At 37.8% G+C, this 14,239-nt stretch carries 14 protein-coding genes; 10 read left to right on the forward strand and 4 right to left on the reverse strand.

Translation table 11 applies throughout. The features are described from left to right. The first annotated feature begins 14 nt into the window (after positions 1 to 14). Complete coding sequence (locus tag NMK36_RS21765) at positions 15 to 716, forward strand: helix-hairpin-helix domain-containing protein (RefSeq protein WP_072718489.1); 702 nt, start codon at positions 15 to 17, stop codon at positions 714 to 716. Positions 717 to 741: 25 nt separating this feature from the next. Here NMK36_RS21765 and lptC read toward each other — a convergent pair whose 3' ends face one another. The 3 genes from lptC to metG form a co-directional block, all read right to left on the reverse strand. Continuing rightward, positions 742 to 1,869: an LPS export ABC transporter periplasmic protein LptC gene (gene lptC, locus NMK36_RS21770; protein ID WP_072718488.1), complete on the reverse strand. Its 1,128-nt coding sequence runs from the start codon at positions 1,867 to 1,869 to the stop codon at positions 742 to 744. A gap of 169 nt (positions 1,870 to 2,038) precedes the next feature. After that, positions 2,039 to 2,653 (reverse strand): LabA-like NYN domain-containing protein, encoded by a 615-nt coding sequence (locus NMK36_RS21775; protein WP_072718487.1) that lies wholly within the window; start codon positions 2,651 to 2,653, stop codon positions 2,039 to 2,041. 107 nt (positions 2,654 to 2,760) lie between these two features. Continuing rightward, complete coding sequence (metG, locus tag NMK36_RS21780) at positions 2,761 to 4,368, reverse strand: methionine--tRNA ligase (RefSeq protein WP_254174597.1); 1,608 nt, start codon at positions 4,366 to 4,368, stop codon at positions 2,761 to 2,763. Positions 4,369 to 4,749: 381 nt separating this feature from the next. On the opposite strand from metG, the gene NMK36_RS21785 reads away from it, so the two are divergent. From NMK36_RS21785 to NMK36_RS21800, 4 genes are all read left to right on the forward strand, one after another. Then, a complete protein-coding gene (locus NMK36_RS21785) occupies positions 4,750 to 5,415 on the forward strand; it encodes a lysophospholipid acyltransferase family protein (protein ID WP_254174598.1) in 666 nt (221 codons plus the stop codon). A gap of 99 nt (positions 5,416 to 5,514) precedes the next feature. After that, positions 5,515 to 6,813, forward strand: a complete 1,299-nt coding sequence (locus NMK36_RS21790; protein WP_254174599.1) for a TldD/PmbA family protein — start codon at positions 5,515 to 5,517, stop codon at positions 6,811 to 6,813. Between the two features lie 76 nt (positions 6,814 to 6,889). Next, a complete protein-coding gene (locus NMK36_RS21795) occupies positions 6,890 to 7,588 on the forward strand; it encodes a haloacid dehalogenase type II (protein WP_072718483.1) in 699 nt (232 codons plus the stop codon). A gap of 321 nt (positions 7,589 to 7,909) precedes the next feature. Next, a complete protein-coding gene (locus NMK36_RS21800) occupies positions 7,910 to 9,802 on the forward strand; it encodes a hypothetical protein (RefSeq protein WP_254174600.1) in 1,893 nt (630 codons plus the stop codon). Here NMK36_RS21800 and NMK36_RS21805 read toward each other — a convergent pair. Beyond that, entirely contained in the window at positions 9,799 to 10,911 is a 1,113-nt protein-coding gene (locus tag NMK36_RS21805; RefSeq protein ID WP_254172743.1) for an IS630 family transposase, read from the reverse strand. The genes NMK36_RS21800 and NMK36_RS21805 overlap by 4 nt on opposite strands. Before the next feature lie 203 nt (positions 10,912 to 11,114). Here NMK36_RS21805 and NMK36_RS21810 point away from each other — a divergent pair, with 203 nt between their 5' ends. The 5 genes from NMK36_RS21810 to NMK36_RS21830 all read left to right on the forward strand — a co-directional run bounded on the left by NMK36_RS21810 (position 11,115) and on the right by NMK36_RS21830 (position 14,234). Further along, on the forward strand, positions 11,115 to 11,894 hold the full coding sequence (locus NMK36_RS21810) for a hypothetical protein (RefSeq protein WP_254174601.1): 780 nt from the start codon (positions 11,115 to 11,117) through the stop codon (positions 11,892 to 11,894). Between the two features lie 143 nt (positions 11,895 to 12,037). Continuing rightward, positions 12,038 to 12,298: a type II toxin-antitoxin system HicA family toxin gene (locus tag NMK36_RS21815; RefSeq protein ID WP_254174602.1), complete on the forward strand. Its 261-nt coding sequence runs from the start codon at positions 12,038 to 12,040 to the stop codon at positions 12,296 to 12,298. Between the two features lie 138 nt (positions 12,299 to 12,436). Continuing rightward, on the forward strand, positions 12,437 to 12,775 hold the full coding sequence (locus tag NMK36_RS21820) for a type II toxin-antitoxin system HicB family antitoxin (RefSeq protein ID WP_254174603.1): 339 nt from the start codon (positions 12,437 to 12,439) through the stop codon (positions 12,773 to 12,775). A 781-nt stretch (positions 12,776 to 13,556) separates the two neighbouring features. Then, positions 13,557 to 13,808 carry a DUF2281 domain-containing protein gene (locus NMK36_RS21825; protein ID WP_254174604.1) on the forward strand — a complete coding sequence of 84 codons (252 nt, stop codon included), beginning with the start codon at positions 13,557 to 13,559 and terminating at the stop codon, positions 13,806 to 13,808. A gap of 3 nt (positions 13,809 to 13,811) precedes the next feature. Then, positions 13,812 to 14,234 (forward strand): type II toxin-antitoxin system VapC family toxin, encoded by a 423-nt coding sequence (locus NMK36_RS21830; protein WP_254174605.1) that lies wholly within the window; start codon positions 13,812 to 13,814, stop codon positions 14,232 to 14,234. Positions 14,235 to 14,239: the final 5 nt, after the last annotated feature.

Below are 14,239 nucleotides of genomic sequence, written 5' to 3' on the forward strand. Positions count from 1 at the left end.
GAGTGACATTAAACGTGTCCAATCTATCTCGATGGTTTCAGAAAGTTCCGCAGTGGTTATACTGGTCTTTATTTCCTGTATTAGGTGGGTTAGCCATTGTCTATGCGGGAAATAAAACCAAAACTCAATCTTGGATTTATACAGGGTTAGGGTTTGTCGCTGCGGCTTTTATTTTATCAAATACGTCCTTTGCTGGCATAGTTTGGATCGGTCAAATTATAACAGCGATCGCTCTGAGAAAAGAATTTTTAGCTAAAACTTTTCATAATCCTTTATCGAGTTCAAACGAATCTCATCTCATCCAATTAATTGCTAAACATCGAGATAAAATTGATATTAATAATTGCTCCAAACATGATTTAGTACATGGATTAGATTTACCGATTGTTTATGCCAATCAAATAGAAGAAATGAAACGGGAAGGTTACAATTTTACGAGTTTAGAAGAACTTTCAGAATTAATTGGCATTCCTCAATCAACGCTACAACGAATCGCACCGTTAATTTTATTCAGTTTTGATATTAATAAAGAAATCCATCATTCCTGGCGACGGTTAAATGTGTTGTCAATTGATGAATTAGTTGAATTAGGACTAAACATCAATGCTGCTAAAATCATTGTTTTAGAACGTCAACAGCGTGGGGGTTATAAGTCTTTTCTAGATTTTAAAAAACGGACAAAATTACCGTTACATATCTATCGCCATATTTTATAAACAAATGACAATGAGAACTATTTAGCTATTCCGGTACAATTTCCGTAACGACAGGGGTTCCTGTATTCCCGCCACTGACAACAACGGTATCATTCTCAAATTTACCAACGGCTTTTTCCCCCATTAAATTAAACGGGGGATCAATTTGACGATAGACCACATTTCCTTCGGCGGAAAAAGACTGTTGAGGAACATACCAAGTCAGTAAATTAGAATTGAGTTGTGCTTGACGTTTTGCGCCAATACCAACAACATTTCCGGTTAAATAAAAGATATTATCTTTTAAATCTCCCCAACCTTGATTAGCGGTCACAGTAACTTGTTGTTCTCGTTCAATAATGGTAATAAATTGAGGGGAACTAATGGTACGTTTCTGATAATTCCATTGTAATTCATTACTGGAAATTTGTAACGGAGGTTGAGATAAAGCAATTTGGGCATTTTTTCTGAGGGTAGCAATTTGGGTTTTTAAATTCATTTCGGCGGTTTCTGCAACCCCTCGGTCTGTAATGGTTTGATTTTGATATCGTTCAATTTGGGTTTTTAAATTACTGGTTAATAGTTGTTGTTCCCATAACCAAACAATATGATCACTTTGTAACTTGACAACAGGATTTTTAGAACTAACCGTGGCTTTATCCCAAAATTCTACCCGTTTTTGACGATAAAAAACCTGAACTTCTTTAGCAATGGCTTGAAGTTGAGCATGATCTCCTGTAACGCCATTCCGCACCGCAATAATATTTTGTTGGACAATCCATTCTAACTCTTTTCCCTTCAAAACTAAGCCTGTATTGGGATCAGTTGCTACAATATTATTGCGTAGAAAAATTCGTTTGCTATTCTGTTCAAATTCTCCTTGATCTGCCTTAATTTTATATAGAAGTTTCCCTTGATCATATAGTTCTCCAACCGGATTTTTCACGGTTGCCATTTTCTGGTCTTTACTATAACTAACTTGTTTGGCTTTAATGTTCCAGAGTAATTTTCCTTGTTCATCAGCTTGTTCTAACGTAACATCATCTAAGGTTAATGTCCGTTCAAATTCTTTAGAAGTCTTCGATTTAGCGTCCGTTGAAGTTGGTTCGACGTTTTTTGGGGCGCAGGCAGAAATTCCGACTAAAATTATCACCCAAAGGAGTAACAACCGCATCTAATTTTATAACAGGGAACAGGGAACAGGGAACAGGGAATAGATAGAAAGTGAACCAATCTATGTCCTAACAATTGCTGCGAGTGTTATAACAATTTAGGAGTTCAAAAGTTTAGAAATTGAGGAGTAAAAACTAGGAACTAGGTAAGTTTTTACTCCTGTGATTCTTCTAAGAATCTTCTATAATTTGCCCATCTATTAAACTAATTCCTGATAGGGGACGGTAGGTGTAGTTGGGACTGCGGGGTGTTTTTTGGATATCTTCTTTGATCATTTCTAAATCAATATAGCGATCCGCGACATTAATTAAACTGTCACTGGTCATTGATCGCAAACTCACGACTTCCACCCGCACCCCACGATAACTTACGGAGTCCACCGCATACGCTAAATCTCCATCTCCACTCACCAAAACGGCGGTATCATAAGAACCCACTAAAGCCATCATATCAACGGCTATTTCTACATCTAAATTAGCTTTTTTGGAGCCATCAGGAAGTTGAACTAAATCTTTAGCAATGACACGATAACCATTGCGTCGCATCCATAATAAAAAGCCTTGTTGCTTCTCATTGGTGCGATCTACTCCTGTATAGAAAAAGGAGCGTAACAACCGAGAACCAGCCGTTAAACGACATAATAATTTGGTGTAATCTATTTCGATTCCCAATTGTAAAGCGGCATAAAATAGATTAGAACCATCGATAAAAATGGCAACTCGGCCCCTGTTTTCAAGAACTTGTTCAGGAGTAAAAAGTTCTCCATGATTGATATTATTCAACATTCTTATACCTCTTTTTTTATGAAAAAAATGATCGGAGTATGGGTAAAGTAAACCAATTGAAAAGGATGTTTTATGTTAAACTAGACTATCACTTAAACGGTTTTGAATTAGGATGATGCTCCCTCTGCATCTTCCAAGCGTCTAAAGACAGGTTGCGCTTCCTGCAAGGGTTGATTAGCAGGTAACGCGCCCCAAACAGCATGGATGTCAAAGGACAGTGCTGTCGCTAGTATAGTCTGATCATTGAAATCGAGGGTGTATCCCAATTGTTGATAAATCCGAGTGCTAATATTGGGAATGATGGGGGACAAAAGATAAGCTGCCAGTCGAACGGATTCTAAAACGGAGTACAAGACTTGGGAAACCGCTTCCTGTTTTCCTTGCTTGTACAAACTCCAAGGTGCTTTTTCATCAATGTATTTATTTCCGGCTTGAACTAAGGTGAAAATAGCCGTACAAACTTCGCTAAACGCCAGAGCATCATAGGCTTGAGTGACAGTATCTGCCAAGGTCAGACCGAGGGATTTCAGGGCATCATCCTTGGGGATATCCTCACCGTTAACATCAGGAACACAACCGTTAAAGTATTTAAACGCCATTTTCAGCGTGCGGTTGAGTAAGTTTCCTAAGTCATTGGCTAAGTTAGCATTAACGGTATGAATAAACCGAGTTTGACTATAATCACCATCCTGTCCAAATTCTATCTCTTTCAAGAAATAAAAGCGAATCGCATCAGCACCATATTGATTGACTAAAGCAACGGGATCAAGGGTATTTCCCAAGCTTTTGCCCATCTTCTTCCCATCTTTGGTCAAAAAACCGTGTCCAAAGATACGACCGGGAAGAGATAAGCCAGCCGACATCAACATAGCGGGCCAGTAAATGGCATGAAATCTTAAAATATCTTTACCAATTAGGTGTAAATTAATCGGCCACCGTTTCGATAAAGCATTTTCTAAGGTGGGTTCATCCTCTGGGTCAAGCAACGCCGTTATATAGCCTAACAACGCATCAAACCAAACATAAATGGTATGGCTTGGATCACAGGGAACGGGAAATCCCCAGTCAATATTAACGCGAGAAATCGAAAAATCTTGTAATCCTTGCTTAACAAAATTGATGACTTCGTTGCGCCGACTTTCCGGCTGAATAAAGCCAGGATGCTCTTGATATAAAGTTTCTAGCTGTTTTTGGTATTGAGACAGCCGAAAAAAATAGTTCTGCTCATCTCGCCATTCTAGGGCTTTATTGGTATGGATGGGGCAGTATTTTTTCTGTTCTAATTCTCGTTCTTCTTTGTATTCTTCACAGGCGACACAATACCAGCCTTGTTGTTGGCTGAGATAGATATCTCCTTGATTCCAAACCCGTTGAAAAAACTCATTGACGATGGCTTCATGGCGAGGTGCTGTCGTGCGACTAAAGCGATCATACTGAATATTCAAGTGTTGCCACAAGGAAGCAAAACCATCGGCAATTTGATCGCAGTGAGCTTGGGGAGAACGCCCTAACTCCTCGGCGGTACGTTGAATTTTTTGACCATGTTCATCGGTTCCAGTAATTAATAGGACAGATTTTCCTTGAAGTCGCTGGAACCGAGCAATGGCATCGGCAGCCATTGTGGTGTAAGCACTACCAATGTGAGGAACATCATTGACATAATAGAGAGGTGTTGTCAGGGTAAAGGTATTGAAATGGGTCTGTGTCAATTTCATATTAAACAAATGGAGGCTACCGATATTGTTCTTGTTAGACCCGCCTCAGTAGGGCGTTTAATTGGGTTGGAGGATTTCTCCTTCACGGATTTCTCCGGTGATGTTAAGAGCACTTTTTATTGATGTCCACGCTCACTCTACAGGTGTAGAAATTCGCGCTTTTTAGGGTGTTTCTGTCTAGTACCTGAACAAAAATTTCACAGTACATGACACCGAAACTTATAGATTATAATATTTTCTTTAAAGTTTCTCAAAATTCTCAAACAAGTCTTAAGTTTTTAGCGTCAATGTAACCCGATTCAAGCAGTGTGTTGGTGATTCATGTTCTTTGATCAAACGGGATTGAGTTGTCGGTGGCTGGTGAGCGTATTGGGAATACAGATGTTCATTTCCTATGAAGATCGAATTCCTGAAACAGGCCCTGCGATTGTGGTAAGTAACCATCGCAGCGTTATTGATCCGATTGTCTTAACCGCAGGTGTCGGCCGTACCCTTCGTTTTGCATCCCATCATTATATGGGTCAAGTACCGCTTTTGCGTGAACTTGTCACGACATTTGGAGCCTTCCCCTTTGATGAACCTGAACATCGACCTCAACAGTTTTTCAAACAAGCAACCCAACTGTTAAACCAACGACAAATGGTGGGGATCTTTCCCGAAGGAGCAACCCCAATGTTACAACAAACCCAACCGAATGTTGTGGGAACCTTTCAACGGGGATTTGCTCATTTAGCGTTACGTTCAGGGGTTTGCAACCTAGCGGTTTTACCTGTGGCGATCGCAACATTAGAAGAACAAACCCTACCGTCAGCAATTCCCCTCAGGTTATTGCGTGTATTTGATCCAACTGAACCCTTATTTGATCAACCGGGTTGGCATCCCATGATTCTCTATCGAAGAATCCAAATCTTAATTGGCCGTCCCTATTGGATTACCCCGCGAGTACAACGTCAATATCAAGGGAAACAAGCCCGAAAAGCCGTAGAAGAGTTGACCCAGTATTGTCACCGGGAAATTACCGATTTACTCCGTCAAGGTAGCGTTTAGAATGTCCTCCACCGCCGTAAGTCGTCTCCATAGAAATAGGGAATAGGAATCACCGATCACGGTAGGATGGACGATGACGCTATGCCATGACTACCATCCATGACCTACGACCAATCCGCCGAACAGCTATTAGAGTTAGCTGCCGCATCGGGCGCTGAGGCTGCGGAAGTGTTCCAATCTCAATCCCTATCCAAGCCGATATTTTTTGAAGCCAATCGACTGAAACAACTCGAAAGTAGCCAATCGGAAGGGACAACCTTGCGACTTTGGCGAGATGGCCGTCCGGGTTTAGCGGTTGCTTATGGCCCAGTGGAACCGAAAAAATTAGTTGAACGGGCGATTTCCTTGAGTACCCTCAATGAACCCGAAACCATTGAACTGACCGAATCAACGACTCCATCCCACTATCCTGATATTGGGGAAGTTGTACCCGTTGAACAATTGGTTAGTTGGGGAAAACAGGCGATTGAATTAATTCGCTCTTCCTATCCCGATGTCTTATGTATGGCGGAATGGGATTGTGAAGTGGAATCGATTCGCTTGATTAACTCACGGGGACTGGACTGTCGCCACACAGACACCACCCTCAGTGGTTATGTGGAAACGGAATGGGTTCGGGGGGATGATTTTTTAGCGGTTTCTGATGGCCAGACCCAACGGGATTTTCTGGAACCCACCCTCCTGGCTGAACGAATTTTAATGCGGTTAAATTGGGCTAAAAATAATGTCCCTTCTCCTATGTCCCGGATTCCGGTGTTATTCACCGCTAAAGCCGCCGATATGCTTTGGGGAACCATTTCCGCCGCCTTGAATGGCAAACAGGTCTTGGAAGGCGCTTCTCCTTGGAGCGATCGCTTAACAACCCCGGTGATGTCTCCCCTCTTAACCTTATCTCAGGAACCCGACACAGGCCCCTATAGTTGTCCCTTTGATGACGAAGGAATTCCCACCCGTCCCATTACCTTTATTGAAAAGGGGGTTTTACAACTGTTTTATACCGACTTAACTACAGGTCGCACCCTGGGAAGTGGGACAACCGGAAACGGATTTCGTACCCATTTAGGCAGTTATCCCACGCCGGGGTTATTTAATTTGTTAGTAAAACCCGGAAAAAGGTCTTTAAATGAATTAATCCAAAGTTTAGATCGGGGGTTAATCGTCGATCAAATGTTAGGAGGAAGTGCGGGAATGAGTGGGGATTTTTCCATTAATGTTGATTTAGGATATCGCATTGAAAAGGGTGAAATTGTCGGACGGGTGAAAAATACAATGGTGGCGGGGAATGTTTATACAGCCCTCAAACAAGTTGTAGAATTAGGGGGTGATGCCTCTTGGAATGGGTCTTGTTATACTCCTTCGATTATTGTTGAAGGGTTATCAGTCATTGGTAAAGGTTAATCCGCTAGATTTTAACAATTCTCCAGAATTGAGAAGGCGATATCAGGTTCCCCCTTAAAATTTCCCTAAAATTATCATGATTCAATTTAATCAATTTACAGCCTTGAGCTTTGACTGTTACGGGACTTTAATTGATTGGGAAAGCGGGATTACTCCCGTTTTACAACAATTAGTCAAGGCTCATGGGATTAAAATGAGTAATCAAGAGTTACTGGAATTATTTGCCATCTTAGAACCAGAAGCTCAAAGCGGAGACTATAAAACCTATCGAGAAATTCTCCGAGAAGTGGTACAAAAGTTCGGAGAACGTTTAGGGTTTTCTCCGACTCCCCCGGAATTAGAGAGTTTAGCGAATTCAATTCAAGATTGGCAACCTTTTTCGGATACGGTAGAAGCTCTTAAAGCCTTAAAACAAAAGTATAAATTGGTTATTATTTCTAATATTGATGATGATTTATTTGCCCAAACTAATAAACATCTGCAAATAGAATTTGATCACATTATTACCGCCCAACAAGCTCAATCCTATAAACCGTCTCCTCATAATTTTGAATTTGCTTTAAATAAAACAGGGCTTTCTTCTCATCAATTACTGCACATTGCCCAGAGTATTTTTCATGATATTGCTACAGCCAAAAGTTTAGGCTTAACAACGGTTTGGGTCAATCGTCGTCAAGGAAAACCTGGAGGAGGTGCAACCAAACCCGCCACTGCTCAACCGGATTTAGAAGTGCCGGATTTAAAAAGTTTAGTTAACTTGATTTTTGAAAATTAGAAAGTTTAGATATTTCACAATAAATAATTACAACTTCTACACAGATTGCTATAGATTATAACAATAGCGATCGCGTGTTTCCGCACCAAAAGAGCGCATCGTTATGAATGGGAACTAATCAACAGTTAGAAAGTTTTAATGAGTTTAGGATTCATCAGCAAGTAATTCTTCTAGGATGTCTTCGGTTGTCTATTTTATTTATCTGTTACTCTCCCCAGTATAACTTTAGGAATAACGGGATGCTTTTTTCCGTAAATTTACTGATGACAATTAATCAATCTCAAGTTATTATATCTCTTCAAGGGAATAGTGAAGCCATTTATGTTAGAAGAAATTTATCACATTTTTATTTCTAATCAGATTGCCAATCAGGGTGGAAACCGAAAAGTAACTCTACGTTCAGGAAAATCCTATAATGTTAATATTCCTGAGCAACTTCAAGAAGGATATAAACTCAGATTAAAAAAGACGGGTTTAGCTCAAAATGATGTTCTGCTAATTCTCCATACTTTATACGATAAAAATAATCATTATTCCAAAATTATTAACAATTTAGTTACCGATTGTGAGATTAAGCAGGATAGCAAAATTAGATGTATAAAAGCTTATGAAAGCATAACATCGGAGCAGTTAAATGATGATATAGCAGCTATTGATTTATTAGATTTTATCGTTACCAGCAATCAGAAAATTTTAGATCCTGAATTTTTTCAAAAATATCAATTAGCCAGCGAAAATTATCGCTTACTCTGGATAGAGCAATGTTTAGAAAAAGCGTTAGAATCTGCTCATATTTCTGACGATCAAAAACAAGCCTTAAGAGGAATTTATCAATCTGTTAGAGCAGGTGAAGCTATTAGTGAGCTAAATTATCTTAACGATCTGGATTCAATTCTTACTAATTCTAATCTTCCCATAGAGGTTAAACAGAGATACTTGAATGCTAGTATAAAATCCAAAGCACTAACAACCGAATTATTTATTATTGATTTAATTGAACGAAATTTTTTATTGGAAGACGACCAAGAAAAATATTTATCAGTTTATATTCAAGTTCGAGATAATCAAAAAATTACTGACCTTCAGCAATTACTTAAATTAGAGAAATTAGTTCTAGGCTCAGATATTCCAGAAGAATGCAAAATTATTTATAAGTTAGCCTCAGATGGACTGTTTGAGCAAAAGAATCAGGAAAACCCAGAAGATATTATAGATAAGGTAAAAACAGTTACTAAGTCTGTTAGAACAGCGGCTCAAATTGTTCCCAATGCTCATGCTGTTTTGGGGAATTTAGGAGTACAAGCCGGAACCAAAGTTGCAATTGGAGGTTTAGCAGGTGGAGCCGCAACCAACGCAACACTCGCGGCTTTAGGAGGAGGCTCTGTTGCCGCAGGAGGTTTAGGAATGTTAGGGGGATTAGCCGTTGTCACAGGAGGGGCAGCATTAATTGGAGCCGCCGCTTTAGTGTCAATTGTATCTGTTTCTCAAATGGACACACAAGATCGAGTGAATTTAGGTATCGCTGCGGTTGCAGGAACATTAACCAGCGCGGCGACTCTTGCAACGGCTTGGGCTGCGGTGGGGGCTTTTGGTGTCGCGGGTACAGGAACAGCCATTAGCACCTTATCGGGGGCGGCCGCTTATAGTGCGATTATGTCGGCTTTGGGTGGTGTGGGTGTTATGACAGGAGGGGTTGCTTTAATTGCTGGGGTTGCAGGTTTTGGAATTTATAAATTACTGAAAAATCAAAAAAATAATCCGAAACAGGTACTTAAAGAAATAGAAGCTAGGCTTTATACATTATTAGAACATCAAACTCATGAGCTCTTAAACGTTTTTAACTATTATTTCTCAGAACCCAGCGATGAATATTTTTTAGCTCCTAATATTCCTCTGGATAAACTGGCAAACGCACTTTATAAATATGCTAATCTTGAACCTGGGGAAAGAGTGTTAGCATTTGTAGATCAAAGTATGTTCGGTTCAGGAAAAATGGGTTTGGTTTTTACTGAAAGTCGATTGATTTACCAAGAATTATGGGAAAAGCCAAAATCATTAAAATATTCTGATGTTCGAGATGTTGCTTCTAAGTTTCCTAAGTTTTCTAATGATAAATTAGATTCTATTTTGCACAGTTTGTTGCCTGAGTTAAAACAAATCTATCAATTGAATACAATAGAAGTTTTAGAAAATAATAAGCTGTTGTGTATTTAAACTGTGATTATAGCATTACCTTTGTTTTTAAGTTTACGTCCCCATTTAATAGATAACTGTCCTTCATTTAAAAGCTGATGTAATAAACACTCTAGCTCATCAACTGATTTAAAGAGTCGATGAGCTATATATTCTTTAGCTGAATGCCAGACTAATTCAATTAAATTATAATCTGGACTATATGCTGGAAGAAATTCTAAATAGACATTCGGCATTTCTGCTTTAATTTTTTCTAGGTACTCTTCTTTTTTGTGAAAACTTGCATTGTCAAGAATAATCAGGATCTTAGCTCCTTTTTCTACAAATTCTTCTGCTTGATTTCCCGCTAATACCCATTCATAAATTAGCTCTTGATAAAAACTTTTTAACACTTGATAAAAATTATCTGCATTTCCTTTATCCAGAAATTCTACAAATCTTTTTTTATCCGAGTACCTCAATCCTCCCATCACATTAACTCTTCCTTTCCTCCTGTCTCCTCTAATCTGTTTCCTCTTCCCTTTTTTACACCAATTCTTTCTTTTTATCACTCTTAAATTAAATCCACTTTCATCCCAAAACCATACCTGTAATTGTTCTGGACTTTCTTTTGCTATTTTCAAATATTCTTCTATTTTATCTTTAAATAATTTTCTTTTTTCTGGATCTCTTTTCTCTTCTAAGCTATACTTTGCCCACAAATAAACATACTTTTTTTCCTTTAATATCTTTCTCACTTGTGAACTACTTAATTTGATTCCTGTGATTTGTTCTAAATAAGTTGCCAATCTTTCTCCTGTCCATCTCCCAAATTCATATCCTAATTCTTCCGGTTCTTTTTCTACTGTTTCTAATAATATCTCTATATATTTGTCTGTGGCTTTTCTATAATTTCCTTTCATTCTTTCATCTTTTAGGCTTTCTAATTTGTCAGGGTCTCCATGTACACACCAATAACATACTTTGTTTAATGAGCAGCCCAAAAACTTGGCAATTTCACTTTGCTTTTTACCATCATTTAGCAATAATAAAATCAAGATTCTTTCTCGGATTTGTCCATTTTCTTCCTCTTTCAATCTTTTCTGTAGTTTCTCTACTTGCTTTTCATTTAAATGATTTTTAGCAGGCATCTTTTGATTGATTTTTCTAAACTTGGTTTTTCATTATACCCTATTTAGATGCTTAACAGCTTACAACAAACAACTTCGTTAATTTAGATGATGAATTAATTCAAGAAATTCAGACAATGACTCAAATCTGTGAAGCTTGTATTTCTCTTAAACCAGGGGTTGAAAACCTGAATCATCTTTTAAAATCATAAGGAAATTAAACCATGAATTCAGTTGAAAATGAACTAGCTAAACTACAAAAACGCTTTCAAGAAGCAGCTAAAGTTATTGATGATTTAGCTAAAATTAAGCAAGAATTGGATCAATTATCAATAAAGTATCAAGACCAATTATTCAAAAACTCTATTAACTTAGATCAGATTCAACAACAGATTAAGTCTCTATCGAATGATTATCAAGAATATAAGAAATATTGGAATGAAAATTTTAATGTTTTAATTAAAAAGGATCAAGATATTTTGACTAAAATTAGCGAAACTGGAAATCAGACTGAATCTGAAATTGAACACAACAAAACTCAGTTAGAAAATTTAGAAAAAAGGTTAGAGGAAACTAACGTTTTTTTAGCTACATTTAAAAATAATGTTCAGTTGAACCAAAATTTAGCGATAGGTTCTTGTTTAATCGGGTTTATTGCCTTAATATTAAGCATTTATTCTATTTTATTTTTACCGAGAAATTATTCTAACACTTTACATTCTCCACAAGAGTCTAGTCCTATTATAGCTTCTCCTTCACCTGAAAAATCATCAATTCCAGTTAATTATTTTCGAGAAGCTGTTAATAAAGCTACCCGTGCAGCTACTTTAGCTCAATCTGCAAAATCTAAAGAAGAGTGGAATTTAGTTGTCAATGAATGGGAAAGTGCTATTGATATGATGAAATCAACTCCTTCATCTGACCCTAATTATGAAATTGCTCAAAAAAAGGTTATAGAATATCAAAAAAATCTGAATTATGCTCAACAACAAACTCAAGAATAAGTTTATCATTTGTCTGAGTCCCAATCGATCAAAATTTTAGAAGTATTGCCACCTTGCCAAAACCAACTAGGCTTATGTTAAGATGATATCATATATTGATATCGTAAGTGGATAAACTATGATAACGCTAATTAAAACAAATTATGAGCCTTAACAATAAACAGCGTCGAACGTTAGAATTAATTTTTACTGATCCTATTCCGACAACGATTAATTGGCAAGATATTGAAAATTTATTCCAAGCGTTAGGAGCAACTATTATGCAAGGTAGAGGTTCAAGAATTCGGGTTTTACTCAACAATGTTAGAGCTATTTTTCATCAACCCCATCCTCAGAAGGAAACAGATAGAGGAGCGGTCAAATCAGTTAGAGAGTTTCTAATAAAGGCAGGCGTTAAACCTTGAAAATCGAGAATAGATAACAGATTTTTTGAAGTTTATCCCACTGGTAAAAAATCAAAAAGTGTAATCAGACTCAACCCCATTTATCAAAAATATCTCAAAATATCATCCTTAATTTACCTCCAAACTCAGATATTAATTATGCTCAATTACAAAGGTTATACGGCTCAAATTGAAGTTGATGTAGAGGCTGGAATTCTTTTTGGTCAAGTGCTAGATATTAACGATGTGATTACCTTTAAAGGAAAAACGGTTGAAGAAATTAGGCAAGAATTTAAGAACTCTATTGATGATTATTTAGAATTTTGCCAAGAATTAGGGCAGGAACCTGATAAACCCTTTTCAGGAAAACTGCCCTTTCGGACTACCCCAGAAAACCATCGCAAAATTTTCTTAGCCGCCAAAAAAGCAGGAAAAAGTATTAATGCTTGGATGGATGAAACATTGATTCGGGAAGCTAATCAAACGATTCAGACTTAAGCCGTTTTAAAGTTGTCCGAAACCTTTGCACGTTGCCCAGAGTATTTTTCATGATATTGTTACAGCCAATAGTTTAGGATTAACAACGGTTTGGGTGAATCGTCGTTAACCACAAAGCCATCATTGGCAATGGCCAGATCTAAACCTTAGTTAGGGAAATGAGGGAGGTTTAGGCGTGGCGATGTCAGCCCAAAACTTTGACTAGAAAGGGATTGAGCGGTTTCCGAAAAAATTTTGAAAAAACACTTGCCTAAATCAAAATAAAATGCTTAAATATAAAAATGTGGTTATAAAAAATCAATAAACACATCACCCAAATACGGGGGCGTGGCGGAATGGTAGACGCTACGGACTTAAGGTAAATTGAGCCTTGAGGTGAGAAATTCCTCAAGTGTAAGCTCTCAAATTCAGGGAAACCTAAATCTGATACGTCAGACAAGGCAATCCTGAGCCAAGCCAAAGAATTTAGAAATGAGGGAAATTCCCCAATCTAAAATCAAAACTTTGGAAGGTGCAGAGACTCGACGGGAGCTACCCTAACGTTAAGCCGAGGGTAAAGAGAGAGTCCAATTCTCAACGCCAATGGGCAGTAGCGAAAGCTGCGGGAGAATGAAAATCCGTTGACCCTTACCCGGTCGTGTGGGTTCAAGTCCCACCGCCCCCATACCTAAAAATCATTAATCTGTAGGGTGCGTTTGACGCACCTTTCTTAGTAGGAAGATCACATTACAGAAGGATTCTAATTTAGAATTTATATTATTAAAAACAATAGGAAAATACGATGACTCAAACAATCACTCAAGCAGAAGCTATTGTCGAGATGATTAAAACCTTACCGCTTCAACAACAGGAGGAAGTAATTAGTTTTATTGAATTTTTACATTTTAAAGCCCAAAAACAAGAAATTCTACCTCCAAAAGAAGAACAACAAAAGATTTCAGCCTATGAAGCTGCTCAAGAGTTTGCGGGTTGCTTAGAAGGTGGCCCTTCTGACCTTTCTACCAATAAAAAGTATTTGCAGGGTAATTGGTAAAAAATGAGAAATAAGATCTTATTGGATACAGGGCCATTAGTATCTTATCTCAAACGCCAAGATCAATATCATAGTTGGGTAGTGAGTGAATGGGGAAAAAGTCAATTTCCATTATTTACTTGTGAAGCGGTTATTTCTGAAGCGTGTTTTTTGCTGCATAGGACTTATGGAGGAGAGAAAGCTGTCATTGCTTTATTGAAATCGGGAGTAATTAAAATTCCCTTTCATTTAACAGAAGAAATTGAAGTCATTGGAAATTTAATGCAGCGTTATCAGAATGTACCGATGTCCTTAGCCGATGCTTGTTTAGTAAGAATGAGTGAATTAATTCCAGGGAGCTCTATATTAACCTTAGATAGTGATTTTAGAATTTATCGCAAAAATCAGCATGAAATGATTAATTTAATAATTCCTGCTGAAATCTAAATTTA

The sequence above is a fragment of the Planktothrix pseudagardhii genome, from assembly GCF_904830925.1.
Taxonomy (GTDB): Bacteria; Cyanobacteriota; Cyanobacteriia; order Cyanobacteriales; family Microcoleaceae; genus Planktothrix; species Planktothrix tepida.